Genomic DNA, 21,320 nt, shown 5'->3' on the forward strand with positions numbered 1-21,320 from the left:
TCGGGGATCAGAAGGACGGTGCCTGGCCGGATTCGTCGGCGTCGAAGTCCACCGAGGAGTACTCGCGCAGCTTCTCGAGGCGGTGGTAGGCGTCGATCATGCGCACGGTGCCGGACTTGGAGCGCATGACGATGGACTGGGTGTGGGCTCCGCCGCCCGCGTAGCGGACGCCGCGCAGCAGGTCGCCGTCGGTGACGCCGGTGGCGGTGAAGAAGACGTTCTCACCCGAGACGAGGTCCTTGGTGTCGAGGACGCGATCGAGGTCGTGGCCGGCGTCGATGGCCTTCTGCTTCTCGGTGTCGTCCGTGGGTGCCAGACGGCCCAGGATCGCGCCGTCCATGCAGCGCATCGCGGCGGCCGCGATGATGCCCTCGGGCGTTCCGCCGGTGCCGATGAGCATGTCGGTGCCGGAGTCGGGACGAGCGGCGGCGATGGCACCGGCGACGTCACCGTCGGAGATCAACCGGATGCGTGATCCGGCGTCGCGCACCTGCTGGATCAGTTCGGCATGCCGGGGGCGATCGAGGATGCACACCGTCACGTCGGAGGCTGAACCCTTCTTGATCTTGGCGATGCGGGCGATGTTCTCGGCGACGGGGACGGTGATGTCGATGACGTCGGCGTAATCGGGTCCGACGGCGATCTTCTCCATGTAGAACACGGCCGAGGGGTCGAACATCGCGCCGCGTTCGGCGACGGCGAGTACCGAGATGGCGTTGGGCATGCCCTTGGCCATCAGGGTGGTTCCGTCGACGGGGTCGACGGCGAAGTCCACCTCGGGTCCGTTTCCGTTGCCGACCTGCTCGCCGTTGTAGAGCATCGGCGCTTCGTCCTTCTCGCCTTCGCCGATGACGACGACGCCGCGCATGGAGACCGAGCTGACCAACTGACGCATCGCGTCGACGGCTGCTCCGTCGCCACCTTCCTTGTCGCCCCGACCGACCCAGCGACCCGAGGCGAGCGCACCGGCCTCGGTGACGCGGACGAGTTCGAGTGCGAGGTTGCGATCTGGCGCCATGGCGCGAGTGGACTCGGTGCTGGCCGTCATCGGTTTGTAGCCTCCTGGTTGGTGGGGTGTTACCCAGGCAGGATTATCTCACTTCTGTGATGCCCGCGGTGGGGTCGGGTCGACTGTGAGGTACGCGCCGACCGAGCACTGCCGCACAGAGGGGATACTGGAGATGTGGCAAACAGCAAACCTCGGATTCTCAACAACAACCGCGACATGGTCTGGTCGCTGATTCCGCTGGTCATTGCGTGTTTGTTGATCGCAGGCGTGGCCAGTCAGTGCTCGTTGAGCCCGGGTGGACCCAAGCAGGGACCCATTCCCAACTTCGACGTGAACTCGGCACTGCAGTACGACGCGGCCGAAATAGGGTTCCCGGTGCGCAATCCGGTCGTTCCCGAGGAATGGACGCCCAATTCGGGGAGCCGCGCGACCATTTCCGGTGACAGTGGTGGAGCGGCGTCGACTGTCGGATACATCACCGGATCGGGTGCGTACCTGCAGTTGACTCAGACGGCCGCGTCCGAGGAACTGGTGGTGCCGTTCGTGGCCGGGGAGACGGTGTACGCGTCGGGCGCGCAGAACGTCTCGGGTCGAGACTGGGTCGTGTACGGCGAGGAAGGCTCGCGCACCTACTGGGTCTCGGACTTCGGTGACGTGCGAATCCTGTTGGGCGGCACGGCGAACACCGAGGAATTCACCACTCTCGCGGCTGCGGTCGAGGCCACCGAACCGCTCGCGCCCTAGCTGTCGTTCTCGGTGCTCGCCAGCGCGGTCTCGATGCGCTTGCGTGCGCCCGCCAGTTGTTCTTCGCAGCGCGTCGCCAATTGTTCGCCGCGCTCCCACAGAGCGAGGGATGCGTCGAGATCGAGCCCGCCCTGCTCGAGGATCTTCACCACTCCGACCAGCTCGTCGCGGGCTTCCTCGTAGCCCAGTTCGGACACCGGCTTGTCTTCGTTCTCGCTCATCGAATCTCCCTCTGTCTTTTCACTCGGCGTCATTTCACTCGGCCCATTACTGCGGCGGTGACGGCACCGTCGGCCACCCGCACCCTGATCTGTGTACCCGGCGGCGCGTCCTCGACCGAACGCAGTACCTCGGGATCGGCACCCGGCACCACCCGCTGTACGACGGCATAGCCCCGGGCAAGTGTGGCAGCAGGCCCCAGCGTCGACAGCCTCGCCCGCAGATGTTCGACGAGCGTGTCCTGGGTGGTCAGCTCGCGCTGCACGTCGCGTCGAGCTGCATCGGCGAGTCGCCGAACTTCCTCGCGACGCTGTTCGAGGGCCGCCAACGGATCGGCCAACACGGGTCGATGCCGCAGCATCTCCAGCCCACGCGCCTCCCGTTCCACCCAATTGCGCAGCGCTGCAGCGCTTCTGGCCTTCAATTCGGCGACCAACGCTTGTTCGGCGACGGCGTCGGGCACCACGAGCTTGGCGGCATCGGTGGGGGTGGCGGCGCGCAGGTCGGCGACGTGATCGCTGAGGGGACTGTCGGGTTCGTGTCCGATGGCGCTGACGATCGGCGTCGTCGCCCGTGAGATGGCTCGGCACAGTGCCTCGTCGGAGAACGGCAACAGATCCTCGACGCTACCGCCGCCGCGGGCGAGGACGATGACGTCGACGCGCGGGTCGTCGTTCAGATCCTTCAACGCGTCCAGGATTGCCGGCACCGCTTGTGGACCCTGGACCGGAGTGTTCCGTACCTCGAATCGCACTGCAGGCCAACGCCTCTGCGCGACGGTGAGGACGTCCTTCTCGGCTGCGCTGGCGCGAGCGGTGATGAGCCCGATGGTGCCGGGCAGGAACGGCAGCGGACGCTTGAGTCGCGGGTCGAACAGTCCTTCGGCCGCCAGCAGAGCCCGGAGCCGTTCGATGCGGGCCAGTAGTTCGCCGACACCCACAGCGCGAATATCGGTGGCGCGCAGCGAAATGGTGCCACGGCCGGTGAAGAACGACAGCTTGCCGTAGAGGATGACGCGCGCGCCCTCGGTCAACGGAACGGGCGAACGATCCAGCAGCTGCGGCGAGCAGGTCACCGACAACGACATGTCCGCCGACGGATCACGCAGAGTCAGAAATGCCGTGCGCGTGCCGGGGCGGGCGTTGATCTGCGTCAGCTGACCCTCGACCCAGATGCTGCCGAGTTTGTCGATCCACCCGGCGACTTTCATCGCGACGGTGCGCACCGGCCATGGTTGTTCGGCGGTGCTCGCACCGGATGGGGCGGGGCCGGACTGAGTGGGGGGAGTGCTCACTTCGCCTTGGCGGTGGTGATTCGGTTGGCGAGCATGGTCTGGAACGGTGCGCGAGCCGACGTCGCGTTCTCGTACTCGAGCAGGGTTTCCAGATCCTCGATGGACAGCGTGCGCAGCCGTGCGCGCAACTGAGCCAGGGCAAGAGTGTCGAAGTCGATCATCTCGACGATCTCGGGCTTCGTCGCAGCTGCTGCGGGCTTCGCCGACGTGTCCTGCACCGGTTCGTCCAGCGGAGGCGTCGAGTACAGGGCAAATCGTCCGTTCGCGGCGATGGGCTCGGCCACCGGTGCGTCGGGAACATCGACGTCATCGGTGACTGCTGCGGAGTCGAACCTCGACGTGGCCGGGAACGCGTCGTCGTCGTCCTCGTCGAAACTCGCCCACGACGGCTGCTCCTCGCGCGGAGTTCCGATCACCGGCAGAGCCGAAATGACCAGATCGCCCTTGATGGCGAGGGCTGTCACCTGCTGCTGAAGCCGCATGCCGCGCGCCAACGCCTCGCTGACGACGGTCATCGGCAACATCAACGCGGAACCGGGAAGCTTGCGGGCCTCTTCCACGACGGTCACGGCGACGCCTGCAGCCACCCGCGCCGCAAAGGGGAGTCGAGTCATGCACACCAGACTGCCCGAAGTCGTCGTCTTTGGGTAGCCGACAGGCCAGGGCCTGCGGAATGACCCGGTTGCTGCGATACACGTATCCTGGGAGGTATGTCTTCGGCCGTTCCTTTGAATCTTGGTATCGCACACTCCGCCGGCTCGCACACGACCGCGCATGCCGGGGGTAAGCGAGTGCTTCTCGCCGAGCCGCGCGGCTACTGCGCGGGCGTGGATCGCGCCGTCGAGACCGTCGAGAAGGCACTCGAACAGCACGGTGCGCCGGTGTACGTGCGCAAGGAGATCGTGCACAACAAGCACGTGGTCGAGACGCTGTCCGATCGCGGTGCGGTGTTCGTCGAGGAGACCGACGAGGTGCCCGAGGGTTCGCTGCTGGTGTTCTCGGCGCACGGTGTCTCGCCTGCGGTGCACACGTCTGCCGCCGAGCGGAACCTGCGGACGATCGACGCGACCTGCCCGCTGGTGACCAAGGTGCACCAGGAAGCCAAGCGGTTCGCCCGAGACGACTACGACATTCTGCTCATCGGCCACGAGGGCCACGAGGAGGTCGAGGGCACCGCAGGTGAGGCACCCGAGCACATCCAGCTCGTGGACGGCCCGGAGTCGGTGGACAGCGTCACGGTGCGCGACGAGAACAAGGTGATCTGGCTTTCGCAGACCACGCTGAGCGTCGACGAGACCATGTTGACGGTCGCGAAGCTGCGTGAACGGTTCCCGACCTTGCAGGATCCGCCGAGCGACGACATCTGCTACGCCACGCAGAACCGTCAGGTTGCGGTGAAGGCGATGGCACCGGAGTGCGATCTGGTGATCGTCGTCGGCTCGAAGAACTCGTCGAACTCGGTGCGCCTGGTCGAGGTCGCCCTCGGTGCCGGCGCACGGGCCAGCTACCTGGTGGACTACGCAAAAGAGATCGATCTGGCGTGGCTCGACGGCGTCGAGACCATCGGCATCACGTCGGGAGCGTCCGTGCCGGAGATCCTGGTTCAGGGCGTCATCGACCTGTTCGCCGAGCACGGATACGCGGACGTGCAGCCCGTCACCACCGCGAACGAGACCCTGGTCTTTTCCTTGCCCCGCGAGCTGCGCCCCGCACGCTGACCGGTCCATGACCGGCCGGTACCGGTGGGGTCAGTCGTCGGCGTGGCGGTCGCGGTACCGAACCTGCGGCACCGGATGCGGAGGAATGTCGTCACGGCGCACGTTCGGCGGCGCGTCGTTCACAACCGGTTCGACTGTGTGCCGAGCGCTGCTGGAGTACGGATCGACGGCGTCCCGCGGCGGCTGAACCCGAGGTGAACGCTCCCGGCGAGGTTCCGTCGAATACGGTGCCTCGGACGGCTGGGGCCGCGACGGGCGCGCTACGCCGGGTGGGGGCGTGCGATCCTGCGGGTACTGGGCGTGGGAGCGGGAGGGCCTCTGGTACTCGGGCTGCGGACTCGCCTGACGTGCGTATCCGGGCGTCGCCCCGGGGGTTGTTGCCGACCGTCGTGGCGCGGCACCGGAGTCGGTTGCGGCGCGAGAGGTTCCTCGGCGGCCCACGTACGGCTCGGGCACGATATCGGTGGCCTCGACCGCGGACACGTCGTCACGGTCCGCCGCAGCTCGACGGCTACGTGCGCGCGACGGACGGTCTTCCTGCGCTCGCCGCTGTGCCCGGGTGAGTGTGTCGTCCTCGGAGGTCGGGCTCCGGCGAGCGGAGTCGCCGGCCTTGGTGCTTCGACGAGGGGCGTCTTCCGACTTCGTGCGACGCCGAGCAGTGTCGGCGGTCTTCGTGCTGCGTCGAACTGCGGGCGCGTGCGTGTTCTGCCGCTTCAGCACGATGCGTACGGCACCGAGGCCGACGGCCACGAGGGTGCCGAGCAGCATTAACGGAAACCGGTTGACCAGCGGAATCGCCACGTTCAGGATGATGTCCTTGAGGCTGGTGCCCGCGTTGTCGGTGAAGTACTGGTACGACAGCGGCACTGCCACGAACAGAATCAACGGGGCTTGGACCATCGCGGTGAACAGTCCGCGGTAGCGGACCAGCAATACCGCCGCGATGCAGCCGAGGATGTAGAGGAACGCGAACGCACCGGTCAGCTCGGTTCCACGCGCGGCGTCGATGAGAAATCCGAGAAAGGTCAGCCCCGCGGCGATCGCAACGGCACCCCACGCTGGTACGCCGGGCAGGGTCGCGAGGATGGATCGGTGATCCAGCGGTACCCCGGATCGGGCACGTTGGGAGGTAGACACCCCTCGAGGTTAGCCGTAGTTCAGCCGACTGCATCGCTGACATGACCGAAGTCGTGCCGGTAGCGGGACGAATCGGACAGCTTGGGACGCTCGTCCACGCGTGCGATCTCCACCGGTTCGGCGTCGAACAGCTCGAGCTCGTGCAGCTTGCGTGCGGTGACACCCACCCTGCTGTCGACCGACCCGACCGTGGAGTTGAAGGACTCCACGGCCTTGCCGAGGTGGGCTCCGAGCTTGTCGAGATGTGTCGAGACGATTCCGATGCGGCCGTACAGTTCGCGGCCCAGCTGGTGGATCCGCGCCGCGTCCTCGGCGATCGACTCCTGCTTCCAGGTGTACGCGACGGTGCGCAGCAGAGCGACCAGAGTGGTCGGGGTGGCAAGAATCACGTTCCGGCCGAAGGCGTACTCCAGCAGGCTCGTATCGGACGTCAACGCGGCGTCGAGAAACGGGTCGCCGGGAACGAACAGGACGACGAACTCCGGCGTCGGCTCGAACGCCTCCCAGTAGGCCTTGTCGGCCAGTTGATCGATGTGGGTGCGCAACTGCTTGGCGTGGCGGCGCAGATGCTTGTCGCGAGCACCGGGTTCTTCGTCCTGCGCGGCGTCGAGGTAGGCCGCGAAGGGCACCTTGGCGTCGACGACGATCTGCCGATCGCCGGCGAGGCGAACGATCATGTCGGGTCGAAAGCCGTCCTTGCTCACCTGAGTGTCGAAGTCGCAGTGCTTGACCATTCCGGCGAGTTCGACGACCCGTTCGAGCTGGATCTCGCCCCACCGACCTCGGATCTGCGGCGCGCGCAGTGCGGTGACCAGTTGTCCGGTCTGCATGGAGAGCTGCATCGACGCGCGATGCATTCCGGTGACCTGTTCCGACAGGCCCGCGTACGCCCTGATGCGGTGGTGCTCGACTTCTCGCACGTGCTCGGCCAGAGCATCGACGGCGTCGTGCAGTGGCTCCACCAGATGGGACACCTGCTGGCCGATGACCGTCGAATTGCGCCGCGCGGAATCCTCGTTCACCGCGCTCAGCGACTGGCGCAGCAGCGCCTCGTTCTGGCGTAGAGCCGCCAGCTGGGCCTCCGCTCGTACGGCCCGATCACCCACCCGAGAGGCATGCAACAGCCACCCCACCACGCCGCCGATGGCGAGGGCGACGAGCAGGCCGAGCGCGGTGAGAATGTTCATGGTGCCGATGATGCAGCACGCCACCGACAAGTTCGGGCGAGACGAGCTGTGGGTCGATGCTCACGCCCGACAGGCCGACGAGCCTCGAATAGTTTGTCGGTGGTTGCCGATAGCGTCGTCGACATGAGAATCCTGCACACCTCGGACTGGCACATAGGTCGCACCTTTCATGGTGTCGACCTGTTGGCCGATCAGGGCGCAGTGCTCGAGTCCATCGCGGAACTGGTTGCCGCACAGTCGATCGACGTGGTCGTCGTCCCGGGTGACATCTACGACCGCGCCGTGCCGAGCGCAGATGCCGTAGTGGTCTGCAATCGCGGACTCGAAGCGATCAGAGCCGCCGGAGCCGTCATCGTCGCGACGTCGGGTAACCACGATTCACCCGCTCGGTTGGGTGCCGGAGCTGCGTTCGCCTCGGCAGGCGGACTGCATCTGATGACCAAGGTCGGCAGCGTCGCGACCCCGGTGGTCGTCGACGACGAGCACGGATCGGTTGCGTTCTACGGCATTCCGTACCTCGAGCCCGAGACCACCCGAGTCGAACTCGACGTTCCGGCGGCACGGACGCATGCCGAGGTGCTCGATGCTGCCATGGACCTGGTGCGCGCCGACCTCGCAGCGAGAGGCGAAGCAGGGCAACATGTTCGGTCCGTCGTCCTCGCGCATGCGTTCATCGTCGGCGGCGAAGCGACAGGTTCGGAGCGATCGATTTCGTCCGGGGGAATAGAAACCGCACCGGCATCGGCATTCGACGGAGTCGACTACGTGGCCCTGGGTCATCTGCATTCTCCGCAGACACTCACCGAGCGGGTCCGGTACTCCGGCTCCCCGTTGCCGTACTCGTTCGGCGAACGCTCGCACCGTAAGGCCGTGTGGATTCTCGAACTCGACGCCGACGGGCTCGGCAGCGTCGATCGAGTGGACTTGCCGGTGGTTCGCGGTCTCGCCCGCATCGAGGGCACGGTCGAGGAATTGACCACTCACGCAGCCTTTTCCGAATACGAGGACCACTACGTCTCGGCAGTGCTGACCGACGAGGTACGTCCCGTTGATGCAATGCGGTTGCTGCAACAGCGTTTTCGGCACGCGATCCATCTCGAGTGGCGTCGACCCGAAGACGACGGGGGGCTTCGGTATCGCGATCGTGTCCGCGGCCGCAGCGACCTCGAGATCGCGACGTCGTTCCTGACGGACATGCGTAGCGCGCCCACCGCAGCCGAGTCCGCACTCTTCGAGCGCGCACTTGCTTCCGTGCAGCGCGAGGCCGAATCCACGCGCACACCGGCGAGCACCGTCGACCGCGGCGCTGCATGAGGCTGCACTCACTCGAGATCACCGCCTTCGGCCCCTTCGCGGGAACGGAGACGGTCGATTTCGACGCGCTGGGGGCCGACGGGTTGTTTCTGTTGCACGGCCAGACCGGAGCCGGGAAGACGACAGTGCTCGACGCCGTTGCCTTTGCGCTCTACGGCACCGTTCCCGGAGCACGGCGGGAGGGCAAGAGGCTGCTGTCCGACCACGCCGCGACAGGTGCCGTCCCGCAGGTGACCCTCGAAGCAACGCTCGGTGGGCGACGAATCAGGATCGTGCGCAGTCCGGAGTTTCTGCGCCCCAAGCTCAGGACTGCCGGCACCACCAAGCAGCACGCCAAGGCGAGTCTCACCTGGCTCGATGGGCGTGGGCAGAACCTGACGCGGCTCAACGAGATCGGCGACGCGGTCAACGGGTTGCTCGGAATGAGTGCCGATCAGTTCTTTCAAGTGGTGTTGTTGCCGCAGGGCGAGTTCGCGAAGTTTCTGCGAGCAGACAGCGACGAGCGCGGAAACCTACTCGAAAGACTCTTCGACACAGGCAGATTCGGCGACGTGGAGGAATGGTTCGCTGAGCGGCGTCGAGAATTGGCCGCCGGTCTTGCCGACGCCGACCAGGCCATCGACATCATGCTGGGCAGAGTGTCCCAGGCCGCGGGCGTACCCGAGCCGTCCACCGATGCCGCCGCGCCCGGTGAGCAGGCCCAGGATCCCCTCGAATGGGCGGCACGAGTTCTGGACGGTGCACGGCAGAACAGAACTCTCGCCCAGGGTCGTGCGGTGCTGGTCGACGCGGCAGCCGGGCGTGCGTCCGCCGCGCTGGCCGAGGCCACCAGCGCCCTGGACCTGCAGCGCCGACGCGCCATCGCCGAAGAGCAACTCGCGCAGTACCGGGACGGCGAAGCCGCCCGAGCAGCGCGACGCGCGGAACTGGCCGATTCTGCTGCTGCGGGTCCCATCGCCGACGCCGTCGCCGATCTGCGCCTTGCCGCCACCACCGCAGATGCGGCCACCACAGCGCTGACCGCCGCGGAACAGGCACTGCCGACGTCCGCAGAGGGCAGGCGCTTCCACGACGCACTGCAGTGGCCGCCGGTGCAGAACGATCCGGCCGACGAGCGAGCAGTGGTTGCCGAGTTCGTGCGAGCATGGACCACCGATGTCGCACGGCTGCAGTCGCTGCTCGGAACAGCCCGTGAGGCCGACCGGCTGGACGCCGAGCTCGCAGAACAGCGCAGACAGCGTGCCGAGACCGTTGCTGCCATCGAACGCACGACGACGAAACAGGCGACACTTCCCGAGACCCTCGCCGCTGTGGAAGCGCGGGTGGCCCGCGCAGCCGCGGCCGCTGCCGAGCTTCCGGGACTGGACGAGCGGTGCGCCCGCGCTCAGGCGGCCGCTGAGTCTGCCCTCGAATTGGTGCGGACCCGAGCCGTTCTCGTCGAGGCAGAACGCGTCAGGGACCGTGCCGCAACCGCGCGCAACAGCGCCTGGGAACATTTGCTCGAGCTGCGCGAACGCCGCATCGACGGCATGGCCGCAGAGCTGGCGGCCCGCCTCGAGTCCGGTGCGCCCTGTGTCGTCTGCGGGTCGGCCGAGCATCCGAATCCGGCGGCTGCCGCCACGTCGACGGTCACGAAAGCGCAGGAGGACAAGGCCGCTGTCGCGGAGCGAAAGTGTGCTGCCGAGCTGGAACGGTCGATCGCGGCCGTCGCCGACGCCAGTCGTGCGGTCGATCTGCTGCACGACCGGACGGGCGGAGCCTCCGCCGCGGAGCTTGCTCACACCCTCGATGCGGCGACGACTGCCGTCCGAGACGCCCGAGCGAGGGCCGCCGACCTCGATCCAGCGACGACCGAGCTGCGCCGGCTGCGCGCCGAGTCGGATGCGCTGGCGGTCACGCTGCAGGATCTCGTCGCCAGGCGCAGCGCGCTCGACGAACGCATCGCGGCCACCGAGCGATCGGTGGCGCAGATGCGAGCGTCGGTGGCCGAGGAAATTGCCGAAGGCACATCGTTGACCGAGCGAATTGCCGAGTGCGAGAGACTGATCGACGGTGCCCGCCGACTGCAGGAAGCGCGAATCGCCTGGCTCGACGCCAGCGAGCAGCACGCCGCGCTGCGCGGCGAACTGGATCGACGGGTATCGGCATCGAACTTCGATTCCGCCGATGCAGCAGCAGATGCCGTTCTCACCGAAGACCGCGTCGAGCAGATCGAGACCGAACTTCGTCTCGCGGAGGAGCGTCGGGCACACGCCGAACACGTGCTGCTCGAACCCGGCATCGTCGCCCAGAGCGGGCAACCGCCGATCGACCTGGATCCGCTGCGTGCCCGGTTCGCCGATTTGGACGGCGAGGCGAAGATTGCCGCGGGGGAGGTGGCCGAGTGTCGCCGACGCGCGGACGAGCTCGAGCGGTTGGTCGCCGAACTGTTCGTGGCGGCTGCGGCCATCGCGCCGCAACGCGCCGAGTTCGACGAGCTCGCCAACTTGGCGGATGTGGTCGCCGGGCGTGGGCAGAATGCACGCAAGATGTCGCTGCGGTCCTACGTGCTCGCGTCCCGTCTCGAGGACGTCGCCGAGTCGGCATCGGCACGCTTGCGTCGGATGTCCTCGGGTCGATACGAATTCGTGCACTCCGACGAGGCCGGCGTTCGCGGAAAGCGGGGTGGGCTCGGTCTCGACATCCGCGACGACTACACCGGTGTTGTGCGTTCGGCCAAGACGCTCTCGGGCGGCGAGGCGTTTCTGGCGTCGCTCTCGCTCGCGCTGGGTCTCGCCGATGTCGTGGCCGCCGAATCCGGCGGGGTCGTTCTCGACACCATGTTCATCGACGAGGGGTTCGGCACGCTGGATGCGGACACGCTGGAATCGGTGATGGCCGTGCTCGACGAATTACGTGCGGGCGGCCGCGTCGTCGGAGTCGTCAGTCACGTCGACGAAATGCGTCAGCGCATTCCGAGCCGCCTCTACGTCAAGCGTGGACGCGCGGGCTCGACACTGCAGGTCGTTGCGTCCTGATCGGAGCTACTTCTTCTCCGTCGTAGCCTTCTCGTCCTCGTCCTCGTCCTCATCTTCGAGGCCGGCCTGTTCGTCGGTCAGTCCCTCGGGTGCGGGGATCTGATCCTCGAGCTCGTCCTGATCGGGCTCGTTCGATCGCTCGTCGATCTGTTCGGAGACGTAGCGAATCAGCACAGCAGCCACCGCCGCGGCGGGCACTGCGAGGAACGCGCCGATGATCCCGAACAGCGAGCTACCTCCGGTGACGGCGAGCAGCACGATCGCTGGATGCAGATTCATGCTGCGGCTCTGCAGGATCGGCTGCAGCACGTTGCCTTCGAGCTGCTGCACCGCGAGGATGATCGCGAGCACGATCAACGCGGTCGTCAGACCGTTGGCTACCAATGCGACGAGCACAGCGAGAGCGCCCGCGACGAACGCACCGACGATGGGGATGAAGCCACCGAGGAACGTCAGGGTGGCGAGCACCAATGCCAGCGGGACACCGAGGATCACCAATCCGAGCCCGATGAAGAACGCGTCGATGAAGCTGACGATGGCCTGGGTCCGGATGAAACCGCCCAGCGTCACCCACATGCGGGAGAGGACTTCGCCGAGATGGCGTCCCGCGCGGCCGCCGGAGAATCCGTGCAGCCACGGCAGGAACTTCGGGCCGTCCTTGACGAAGAAGAACGACAGCACGAGCACCAGGGCAAGGGTCACGAGGATGGAACCGGCTGCCGAGACGCCGCTGAACACGCCGGTCGCGATGACGTCGCCGCTGTCTTGCAGCCGCGAGACGATTGCCGATACCGCATTGTCGATCTGGTCGTCGCCGATGTTGAGCGGAGGTCCCTTGAGCCAGTCCTGCACCTGACCGATGCCGCCCGACGCCTGATCGACCAACTCGGGAGCCTGCTCGGCCACCGACGGAATGATCAGAGTGATGACCCCGCCGATCACGACGAAGAACACCACGAGCGACACGGACGATGCCAACGCAGGCGGAAAACCAAGGCGCATCATCAATTTCGCAGGTGGCCACAGAACCGTGGCCACGATCACCGCGAGTAGAACCGGTAGCAGAATCACCCAGAGATGACCGATCAGCCAACCGAACACCCACGCGCCGGCCGCGATGGAGATCAGGATGAGCGACCATTTCGCCAGCCAGAGGCCACCGGTTCCGATGAGGTCCCCGCGATCTCGTCCGGACTTCGCGGGCTTCGCAGTACTGCCGGGAACTGCCGATTCGGTCACGGTGGGTCCTCACATTCGGCGGGTGGCGGTTCGTGAAGAACCTTAACGTCCCACTCCGACGCGGTGTCGGTCAGAGCGCCTCGTGGGCCAACAGCCACTTCTTCGTCGGCAGTCCCCAACGGAATCCACCGAGCGCACCGCCGATCCGAACCACTCGGTGGCACGGTACGAACAGGGCGGCGGCATTGCGCGCGCACGCCGACGCGGCACCGCGAATCGCCGTCGGCCGTCCGGACAATTCCGCGAACGCGGAGTACGTCACCGGCGCTCCGGGTTCGACAGTGCGCAGCACGTCCCAGGCGTGCATCAGGAATTCGCCCGATCGTTGTGCGACGTCGATGTCGTCGATGCGGTCGACGTCGCCGCGGTGGTAGGAGTCGACAGCTGCGGTGACGGCACCGAGGTCGGCCGCCGAGCGGACATCGGTGGGTCGCAACGTCGGATGGATCAACACTCGGAGTTGCTCGACATCGGCGGTCCAGCCCGACGCCAGCACGCGCTGATCGGCGTCGACGATCGTGGTGAACGGACCGATAGGGGTGTCCTGCGTTGCGGAGGTGGCCATCATGCCTGCCTTCTTTCCAGTGCGGTGATCCACAGGTGCATCGAGACGTACGAACGCCACGGTGCCCAGCGTTGGGAGTTCTTCAAAGAAATGTCCAGCGCCTGCGCGCCTTGGCGGACAACGAGATCGGTGTCGAGCAGAACGTCGGGGTCGCCCAGCATTCGCATGACGACATAGCGGGCCGTCCACGGCCCGATTCCCTTCAGCGCGAGCAGTTCTCGTTCCAGATCGGGACCCTCCCGCGCGGGGTGCAATGTCACCGTTCCCGACGCGATGGCGTCGGCGACGCGGATGACGGTCTGGACCCGAGCCGCCGGGCCGGTGAGGACCTCGTGGCCGCGTTCGGCGATGACGGCAGCGTCGGGGAACAGCCGTCCGACGCCTCCGTCGCCGAAATCCAGTGGTGCCCCGAGCGCGTCGACGAGCCTGGCGGTGTGGGTCGCCGCAGCCTTCAGCGAGATCTGTTGCCCGATGACGGTGCGCAGCAACATCTCCGCCCCGTCGACGACCCCGAGTGCCCTGATACCCGGATGGGCGTCGACGCTCGGCGCGAGCTGGGGGTCGACGCGTAGGGCCTCGTCGACGGCAAGTGGATCGGCGTCGAGATCGAGCAGGTGTCGGATCCTGGCCACGGCGGGAGCGAGATCGCGCATGTCCTGCAAAGTCAGTGCGGCGCTGACGAATCCGTCCATGATGCGCAGTGCCACCAGTCCGGCAGCGTGCGGTAACTGCAGTGAACGCACGTATTCGCCGTCGTCGGAAAACGATTCGATGCCCTCGACCACATGGCCTCGCAGGAACCACTCGACCCAGCCGCGGTCCAGCGGCGCGCGGTAGGGCAGTCGCAACGTGACGGTGCCACCCGCAGTAGGTACGGCCGAGCGGTGCGCTTCTCGCCGCAGGGTCGTCGGATCGACGGCGAAGACCTCTTTGACGGTGTCGTTGAACTGGCGGACGCTCGAGAAGCCGGCGGCGAAGGCGATGTCGGCCATCGACATGTCCGTGGTCTGGATCAACGTGCGGGCGGTATGCGCGCGATGGGCGCGAGCCAACGCGAGCGGCCCGGCACCCACTTCTGCCGTCAGAACGCGAGTCAGTTGGCGGCTCGAGTAGCCGAGGGTGCTGGCGAGGCCGTCCACGCCCCCGCGCTCGACGGCTCCGTCGGAGATCAGCCGCATCGCACGAGAACTGAGATCCGAGTGGATGTTCCATCGTGGGGAACCGGGAGTGGCGTCGGGCTGGCAACGTCGGCAGGCGCGGTAGCCGGATTGTTGGGCCGCTGCTGCCGTGGCCAAAAACGAGACGTTGCCGGGCTTGGGGGTGCGCGCCGGGCAGGAAGGTCGACAGTAGATGCCGGTGGTGGAGACGGCGGTGAAGAACTGGCCGTCGAACCGTGCGTCACGCGAGGAGACCGCGCGATAACACCGATCGAAGTCCAGTTCTTGCACCTGCCGTTCGCTGCTCATGCTCCTACTGTGTCAGCGCGATCCCGCCAGTGCTAGCGGAAATCGGACAGCACCGTGTCAGCAGCATCGAGCCCCTGGGTTTCGGTCCGCTTCCGCGTGCCGGTCCTTCCAGTACTGCCGCACGGTCGGTGGCTCCTGGCCCGGGTGGTGCCGGGCCAGATGCGCGACGTAGCGGTCGTAATCGTGATCACCCATCACCGAGGTGATCCACCACCACAGCCCGCGCATCTAGTGGGCCGACCCGGGGCGTCGGACGGTGCCCGCATCGATCAGTTCGTCCCACTCGGCCTGGATCTGCTTCTCGGCGGGGGTGAGGACGAATCCGGCAGGACCGAAGATCTTCGATGGCACCTCCGGCTCCTCGTTGTCCGGCAGATCAGCTCCGCGAACGGCTCTGACGCACACGATGACTCCGGCGATGACGACGACCAGGACGAGTACCGCGAAGATGATCGAGAGGGTGCCCTGGATGAACGTGTTGCGAATGACCGCGTCGATGGCCTCGGGGGTCTTCGCGCTGCCGAAGCTGCTCAGGCCCTGCTCCTTTGCGTCACGGAACTGCGAATGCTGCGTCCAGTAACCGATGGCCGGGGTGGAGGAGAAGATCTTCTGGTACGAGGCCGTCATCGTGACGATGAGGTCCCAGGCGAGCGGAATGCCGGGGATCCAGGCCCATTTGTAGAGACCTCGTTTGACGACGATCACCATGACCACCGTCAGGGCGATGGCGGCGAGCAACTGATTGGCAATACCGAACAGCGGGAACAGGGTGTTGATGCCGCCGAGCGGGTCGGTGACTCCCATGAGAAGGATTGCGCCCCAGGCTGCGACGACGATCAGCGAGCAGATCCATGCTCCGGGACGCCACGACGGGTCCTTGAACTTCTTGGCCGAGGCTCCGGGCAGGTTGCCGATGCTGTCGGAGAGCATGAAGCGTGCGACGCGGGTGCCGGCATCGACCGTGGTGAGGATGAACAGTGCCTCGAACATGATCGCGAAGTGGTACCAGAACGACTTGAGCGATTCTCCGCCGAACACCTGGTGCAGAACCTCGGACATACCGAACGCCAGCGTCGGAGCGCCGCCGGTACGGGAGATGATCGACTCCTCGCCCACATCGGCTGCGGCCTGGCTCAATTCGCCGGCCGAGATGTCTCCGCCGCTCAATCCCAAACCGTTGACGTACTCCGCCGCGGTCTCGGGAGTACCGCCGGTCAGCGTCGCCGGTGCGTTCAGCGCGAAGTAGATGTGCTGATCGAGAACGCAGGCGGTGATCAGCGCCATGATGGCGACGAACGACTCGGTGAGCATGCCGCCGTAGCCGATCATGCGCATCTGCTTTTCCTTCTCGAGCAACTTCGGCGTGGTGCCGGAGGAGATCAGAGCGTGGAAGCCGGACAGTGCACCGCAGGCGATGGTGATGAACAAGAACGGGAACAGCGATCCAGCGAATGCCGGTCCATTGCCCTCGGTGGCGAAGCTCGTCATGGCGGGCATCTGAATCTCGGGGCGCGCAATGAGAATGCCGACGGCCAGCAGCGCGATGGTGCCGACCTTCATGAACGTCGACAGGTAATCGCGCGGGGCGAGCAGCAGCCACACCGGCAGGATGCAGGCCAGCAGACCGTAGCCGATGAGCAGCCAGGCGACCGTCACCTTGGAGAGCGTGAACCAGTCTGTGCCCCATTCGGTTTCGGCAACCCAGCCGCCGGCGACGATGGCGAGCAGAAGCAGTACGACACCGATGAGCGAGACCTCGGTGACGTTGCCCGGTCGCAGGAATCGCAGGTACACACCCATGAACAGGGCGATGGGGATGGTCAGCGCGATGGAGAACACGCCCCACGGACTTTCCGCGAGCGCGTTGACGACGACGAGAGCAAGAACCGCGATCAGGATGATCATGATGACGAACACCGCGATCAGCGCGGCGGTTCCGCCGACTACTCCGAGTTCGTCACGGGCCATCTGGCCGAGGCTGCGGCCGTTGCGGCGCGTCGAGATCCACAGCACCAGGAAATCCTGGACGGCCCCGGCGAACACGACGCCGATGATGATCCACATGGTGCCGGGCAGGTAGCCCATCTGGGCAGCCAGAACCGGTCCGACGAGGGGGCCCGCTCCGGCGATTGCGGCGAAGTGATGGCCGAACAGCACCCGACGGTCCGTCGGCATGTAGTCCTTGCCGTTCTCCAAGATCTCGGCGGGCGTGGCTCGGTCGTCGCGAGGAAAGACGATCTTGCGTTCGATCAGTCTGGCGTAGAAGCGAAACGCGAAGATGTAGGTACACACCGCGGCGATGACGAACCAGACTGCGTTGGGATTCTCGCCACGGACGATGGCGATGATCGTCCAGGCGACGCCGCCGAGCAGGCCGATCACGACGAGCATCAGACGCTTGATCGGCGTCATGGGATGGGAATCGACGACTCCGACAGGTGGTAGGTCGGGGTCTGTCTTCAGCAATTCGACGTGTGGATCGTCGGCCGCTTTCAGTGACATGTGTGGGGTCTCCATGGTCGCAGGTGTGACTGCGATCACCCTATGCGTGACGCACTTGCACGTCCTCGAATCGACACTTCGCGGTGCGCCCGGCGGTCACTCGTGTGCGCCGAGTGGCGGCGGCCTGGAACCGGATGGTCCTGGGCTGCGTCGTACCGGGTGTCATCACTTCATTCATTCGGGGGGAACACCACATGTCGGGACCGTACGAGCAAACTCATCAGCAGACCTTTCCCGCGGCGCAGCCCTTCGCGCCCGCGCTGCCCGCATCGAACGCAGGGTGGGCAGTGGTGGCAGTCATCTTCTTCTGGCCACTGGCCATCCCCGCGTTCAATCACGCGCTCAAGGTCCATCCTCTGTGGTCGATGGGTGATGTCCAGGGCGCGCAGTACTCGTCGCAGCGCGCGGCGTTCTTCGGCAAGCTGTCCCTCATCATCTTCGGCGTCTTCATCGTTCTCTACCTGGCGTTCATCGGCTTGGTCGTCTCCAACATGTGATGCGTCGACGGCGGTGTGCTGCTCACCCGCGGGTGACCGAGATACCGCCGTCGACGTAGAGCGTGGTTCCGTGCACCATCGCGGCATCGTCCGAGACCAGGAACAGCACACCGTCGGCGATGTTCTGCGGCGACAGCACTGTGCCTGCCGGGGTTCCGGCCGTCATGGCGTCGAGTACCTGGCGTGCATCCTCGTTGCCCGGAGTCAGAGTGGCTCCGGGCGCGAGGGCGTTCACTCGCACACCGCGTGGGCCGAACTCGGCGGCCCAACTGCGAGTGAGCTGCTCGTCGGCGGCTTTGGTGGCGGAGTACATGGCAGCGAAAGGACTGCCCATCGTGGCCATCCACGACCCGATGTTCACGATGACTCCGCTGCCGCGCTCGGCCATGGCCGGTGCGAGCTCACCGACGAGCACGTGCGGTGCTCGGACGTTGACGGCGAGCATGGCGTCGGGAAGATCGGCTGTCGCGGTGGCCGGATAGATACCGGCGTTGTTGACGAGAATGTCGACGCGGCCGCCGAGGGCGTCGGTAGTGCGGGCGGCGAACTCACGAAGTTCGTTGTAGCTGCCCGACAGATCGACGTCGACGAATGCCGCTGTGCCGTCGGCTTCCGAGATGCGGTCGGCCAAGGCTTTGCCGCGCTCGGCGTCGCGGCCGCTGACGACCACCGATGCCCCCTGGGCGGCGAGGGTGAGCGCGATGGCAGCACCGATCCCACTGGTCGATCCGGTGACGACGGCGGTGCGTCCATGGAGTTGTGTGGAACTGGAAGATGTCATGACGCCATGTCTACGGTCGCGGAATCGAGCGGACCAGGCGTCGTTCGACCTAGGTCTGTCATGACCAGGTTGGCGATCGCTCGCGTGGCTACTGTGGATTTCGTGAACAACGACAGGTCGGCGCTGAGCGCATTTCTGCGTGATCGACGCGACCGCATCACTCCCGCCGAGGCGGGAGTGCCGATCTATCCCGGTGCGCGACGGGTCCCGGGCCTGCGGCGCGAAGAGCTCGCAGCGCTGGCCGGAGTGAGCCCGGATTACTACAGCAAGCTCGAACAGGGTCGGCAGGCCAACGTCTCACCCGAGGTGCTGCGGGCAATTGCTCGGGCGTTGAAACTCGACCAGGTGGAGTCCGCGCATCTGCTCGATCTCGCATCTCCGGCTGTGCCGGTCGGCAGCGCCCCGGAGCGACCGGATCCGGGATTGCTGCAGGTGATGCGGGCGCTCGATCACGTGCCGGTGCTATTGCTCGGGCGCTCGGGAACCATCTTGGCCAGCAATGCGCTGGTTCGTGCGGTGTTGAGTCTGCAGTCGTCCGCCGGGGATTCGCTGTTCCTCTATCTGTTTCGCAATCCCATCGCGCGCGAGCGAATCGTCAATTGGTCGCAGTTCGCGGCGGCCTCGGTTGCCGCGCTGCGCAGAGAGCTTGCCCGACGGCCAGGGGATTCGGAGTTGACTGCGCTGATCGACGAATTGCTTTCGACCGAGCCTTGTTTCGAGCAATGGTGGAGCGATCACGAGGTCGCCGAATTCGCGGGTGCAACCAAGATCATCCAGCACCCGGCGGCGGGCACCCTGCAATTCGGGATCGAGTTTCTGATATCACCGAGCGCGCCGAACCAGAGTCTGATCGTCTATACCGTCGAGGAAGAATCGAGCACCGCGAAAGTCCTGCCGATCCTGGCGAGCTGGGACCCGAATTCGGCGATCACCACGTGACCGGCATGGCCGATCACGCCGTCGAGTAGGCGCTGGCCGGGCACTGTCCGAGCTGGTCGTGTCGTCAAAGTAGACTCCATAGACCGTGAGCCTCACCCTCGGAATCGTCGGACTGCCCAACGTCGGCAAGTCCACCCTCTTCAATGCACTGACCAACAACGATGTGCTGGCCGCGAACTATCCGTTCGCGACTATCGAGCCCAACGTCGGCGTGGTCGCGCTGCCGGATCCCCGGCTCGAGAAGCTGGCCGAGGTGTTCGGTTCGGAGAAGCTCGTGCCCGCGCTGGTGTCGTTCGTCGACATCGCCGGCATCGTCAAGGGTGCGTCCGAGGGCGCAGGCCTGGGCAACAAGTTCCTCGCCAACATCCGTGAGGCCGACGCCATCTGTCAGGTCGTTCGCGTCTTCGCCGACGACGACGTGGTGCACGTCGACGGTCGCGTCGACCCGACCGCAGACATCGAGGTCATCGAGACCGAACTCGCGATCGCCGATCTGCAGACCCTCGAGAAGGCGATCCCGCGCCTCGAGAAAGAGGTGCGGATCAAGAAGGACCGCAAGCCGGCGCTCGACGCGGCTCTGGCCGCGCAGGCTGTGCTGAACGACGGCAAGACGCTGTTCTCGGCGAAGGCCAAGCTGGACTTCGAGTTGTTGGGTGAATTCCAGCTGCTCACAACCAAGCCGTTCTTGTACGTGTTCAACGCCGACGAGTCGGTGCTGACCGACGACGCGAAGATCGGCGAGCTCGCCCGCCTCGTCGCGCCCGCCGACGCGGTGTTCCTCGACGCGAAGATCGAGTCGGAATTGCTCGAACTCGACAAGGAGTCGGCAGCCGAGCTGCTCGAATCCGTCGGTCAGACCGAGCCCGGTCTCGACGCGTTGGCCCGCGCAGGCTTCCACACCCTGGGCTTGCAGACCTACCTCACCGCAGGCCCGAAAGAGGCTCGCGCGTGGACAATTCACCAGGGCGACACCGCGCCCCAGGCCGCAGGCGTCATTCACACCGACTTCGAGCGCGGCTTCATCAAGGCCGAAATCGTGTCCTTCGACGACCTCGTCGCCGCAGGTTCGATGGCCTCGGCCAAGGCTGCGGGCAAGGTGCGCATCGAGGGTAAGGACTACGTCATGTCCGACGGCGATGTGGTGGAGTTCCGCTTCAACGTCTGAAAACTTAGCTGACACGCGTCTCAAGCCCCTTCGGTCCGCAGTGGGTCCGCCGTGGGCTTCGCGGAGCAGCTTGTCCGCTGCGCTCGGAGAACTAGCGCCACAACAAGTCAAGAAGTTCATCGACGCGGTCGAGGCAGATCCGGCGTTGCTGAGCGGCGGGGTTCTGGCCGCGTTAGGGAGGCTGTTCGGGCTAGAATCGTGTTCAGCCTTTTCCCGTTTCGGTTGAGAAGCGAAGTCACCGATGATGGTCGTCGCCGCGGACAAGCGTGCCGAGCACCCGGCACGTACGGGGGGCGAGGTGCACGATCAGGTTGGTGCTCAGCGGTATCGCTTCCAAGAACCCCACGCCCAGCCCTTGTTCGTCGCGACCGCGTAGGAATTCGCGTAGGTACCGACAGGCTGCGCAGAGGGGAGCTTCGGGCCGCACGACGGGCGGCGAAAGCACAGTTTCGATGCCGCTAGGAGAGCGGCCGCCAGAGCTGTGTACGGGTCATCACGGGGCCAGTAAAGCACATCGTGTCGGATCT

Annotated in this window: 19 protein-coding genes; 7 read left to right on the plus strand and 12 right to left on the minus strand. The window is 66.0% G+C overall.

Annotated elements, in window-relative coordinates:
- Positions 1 to 7: 7 nt before the first annotated feature.
- Complete coding sequence (gene glpX / locus VF34_RS02245) at positions 8 to 1,048, minus strand: class II fructose-bisphosphatase (RefSeq protein ID WP_027498135.1); 1,041 nt, start codon at positions 1,046 to 1,048, stop codon at positions 8 to 10.
- Positions 1,049 to 1,183: 135 nt separating this feature from the next.
- Here glpX and VF34_RS02250 point away from each other — a divergent pair, with 135 nt between their 5' ends.
- Positions 1,184 to 1,753, plus strand: a complete 570-nt coding sequence (locus tag VF34_RS02250) for a DUF4245 domain-containing protein (protein WP_027498134.1) — start codon at positions 1,184 to 1,186, stop codon at positions 1,751 to 1,753.
- Here the strand turns inward: VF34_RS02250 and VF34_RS02255 are convergent.
- The 3 genes from VF34_RS02255 to VF34_RS02265 are packed head-to-tail and all read right to left on the minus strand — an operon-like array spanning position 1,750 to position 3,880.
- Positions 1,750 to 1,974: an exodeoxyribonuclease VII small subunit gene (locus VF34_RS02255; protein WP_027498133.1), complete on the minus strand. Its 225-nt coding sequence runs from the start codon at positions 1,972 to 1,974 to the stop codon at positions 1,750 to 1,752. The two genes, VF34_RS02250 and VF34_RS02255, sit on opposite strands and share 4 nt — an antisense overlap.
- Before the next feature lie 29 nt (positions 1,975 to 2,003).
- On the minus strand, positions 2,004 to 3,266 hold the full coding sequence (xseA, locus tag VF34_RS02260) for an exodeoxyribonuclease VII large subunit (RefSeq protein WP_027498132.1): 1,263 nt from the start codon (positions 3,264 to 3,266) through the stop codon (positions 2,004 to 2,006).
- On the minus strand, positions 3,263 to 3,880 hold the full coding sequence (locus VF34_RS02265) for a lipid droplet-associated protein (RefSeq protein ID WP_032375425.1): 618 nt from the start codon (positions 3,878 to 3,880) through the stop codon (positions 3,263 to 3,265). The genes xseA and VF34_RS02265 overlap by 4 nt, the downstream gene beginning before the upstream one ends.
- Before the next feature lie 96 nt (positions 3,881 to 3,976).
- Between VF34_RS02265 and VF34_RS02270 the strand changes: the two genes are divergently transcribed.
- Complete coding sequence (locus VF34_RS02270) at positions 3,977 to 4,984, plus strand: 4-hydroxy-3-methylbut-2-enyl diphosphate reductase (RefSeq protein ID WP_032375426.1); 1,008 nt, start codon at positions 3,977 to 3,979, stop codon at positions 4,982 to 4,984.
- A 30-nt stretch (positions 4,985 to 5,014) separates the two neighbouring features.
- Here the strand turns inward: VF34_RS02270 and VF34_RS02275 are convergent, their stop codons facing one another.
- Positions 5,015 to 6,121: a DUF6542 domain-containing protein gene (locus VF34_RS02275; RefSeq protein WP_027498129.1), complete on the minus strand. Its 1,107-nt coding sequence runs from the start codon at positions 6,119 to 6,121 to the stop codon at positions 5,015 to 5,017.
- A 20-nt stretch (positions 6,122 to 6,141) separates the two neighbouring features.
- Positions 6,142 to 7,308, minus strand: coding sequence for a DNA recombination protein RmuC (locus tag VF34_RS02280; protein ID WP_032375526.1), 1,167 nt, complete (start codon positions 7,306 to 7,308; stop codon positions 6,142 to 6,144).
- A 123-nt stretch (positions 7,309 to 7,431) separates the two neighbouring features.
- On the opposite strand from VF34_RS02280, the gene VF34_RS02285 reads away from it, so the two are divergent.
- Positions 7,432 to 8,622 (plus strand): exonuclease SbcCD subunit D, encoded by a 1,191-nt coding sequence (locus VF34_RS02285; protein ID WP_032375527.1) that lies wholly within the window; start codon positions 7,432 to 7,434, stop codon positions 8,620 to 8,622.
- The gene (locus tag VF34_RS02290) at positions 8,619 to 11,639 is read left to right on the plus strand and encodes an AAA family ATPase (RefSeq protein WP_032375427.1); all 3,021 of its coding nucleotides are present in this window, start codon (positions 8,619 to 8,621) and stop codon (positions 11,637 to 11,639) included. The genes VF34_RS02285 and VF34_RS02290 overlap by 4 nt, the downstream gene beginning before the upstream one ends.
- A gap of 6 nt (positions 11,640 to 11,645) precedes the next feature.
- Here VF34_RS02290 and VF34_RS02295 read toward each other — a convergent pair whose 3' ends face one another.
- From VF34_RS02295 to VF34_RS02310, 5 genes are all read right to left on the minus strand, one after another.
- A complete protein-coding gene (locus VF34_RS02295; RefSeq protein WP_032369674.1) occupies positions 11,646 to 12,878 on the minus strand; it encodes an AI-2E family transporter in 1,233 nt (410 codons plus the stop codon).
- Between the two features lie 70 nt (positions 12,879 to 12,948).
- Positions 12,949 to 13,443: a methylated-DNA--[protein]-cysteine S-methyltransferase gene (locus tag VF34_RS02300; RefSeq protein ID WP_196249611.1), complete on the minus strand. Its 495-nt coding sequence runs from the start codon at positions 13,441 to 13,443 to the stop codon at positions 12,949 to 12,951.
- Entirely contained in the window at positions 13,443 to 14,909 is a 1,467-nt protein-coding gene (locus VF34_RS02305) for an AlkA N-terminal domain-containing protein (RefSeq protein ID WP_032375428.1), read from the minus strand. Before VF34_RS02305 ends, VF34_RS02300 begins: the two co-directional genes overlap by 1 nt.
- Positions 14,910 to 14,966: 57 nt before the next feature.
- Positions 14,967 to 15,137: a YbdD/YjiX family protein gene (locus VF34_RS24480; RefSeq protein ID WP_072692145.1), complete on the minus strand. Its 171-nt coding sequence runs from the start codon at positions 15,135 to 15,137 to the stop codon at positions 14,967 to 14,969.
- Positions 15,138 to 17,411: a carbon starvation CstA family protein gene (locus VF34_RS02310; RefSeq protein ID WP_032375529.1), complete on the minus strand. Its 2,274-nt coding sequence runs from the start codon at positions 17,409 to 17,411 to the stop codon at positions 15,138 to 15,140. It abuts the gene before it with no gap.
- A gap of 194 nt (positions 17,412 to 17,605) precedes the next feature.
- Here VF34_RS02310 and VF34_RS02315 point away from each other — a divergent pair, with 194 nt between their 5' ends.
- Positions 17,606 to 17,908 carry a CD225/dispanin family protein gene (locus VF34_RS02315; protein WP_196249606.1) on the plus strand — a complete coding sequence of 101 codons (303 nt, stop codon included), beginning with the start codon at positions 17,606 to 17,608 and terminating at the stop codon, positions 17,906 to 17,908.
- Between the two features lie 22 nt (positions 17,909 to 17,930).
- Here the strand turns inward: VF34_RS02315 and VF34_RS02320 are convergent, their stop codons facing one another.
- Positions 17,931 to 18,689 (minus strand): SDR family NAD(P)-dependent oxidoreductase, encoded by a 759-nt coding sequence (locus tag VF34_RS02320; protein ID WP_032375429.1) that lies wholly within the window; start codon positions 18,687 to 18,689, stop codon positions 17,931 to 17,933.
- Between the two features lie 102 nt (positions 18,690 to 18,791).
- Here VF34_RS02320 and VF34_RS02325 point away from each other — a divergent pair, with 102 nt between their 5' ends.
- Both VF34_RS02325 and ychF read left to right on the plus strand, forming a co-directional pair.
- Positions 18,792 to 19,628: a helix-turn-helix transcriptional regulator gene (locus tag VF34_RS02325; RefSeq protein WP_032375531.1), complete on the plus strand. Its 837-nt coding sequence runs from the start codon at positions 18,792 to 18,794 to the stop codon at positions 19,626 to 19,628.
- A gap of 85 nt (positions 19,629 to 19,713) precedes the next feature.
- Positions 19,714 to 20,793 carry a redox-regulated ATPase YchF gene (gene ychF, locus VF34_RS02330; protein ID WP_027498119.1) on the plus strand — a complete coding sequence of 360 codons (1,080 nt, stop codon included), beginning with the start codon at positions 19,714 to 19,716 and terminating at the stop codon, positions 20,791 to 20,793.
- The last annotated feature ends 527 nt before the right edge of the window (positions 20,794 to 21,320 follow it).

Source organism: Rhodococcus sp. PML026 (assembly GCF_000963615.1).
In the GTDB taxonomy this organism is placed as follows: Bacteria; Actinomycetota; Actinomycetes; order Mycobacteriales; family Mycobacteriaceae; genus Rhodococcoides; species Rhodococcoides fascians.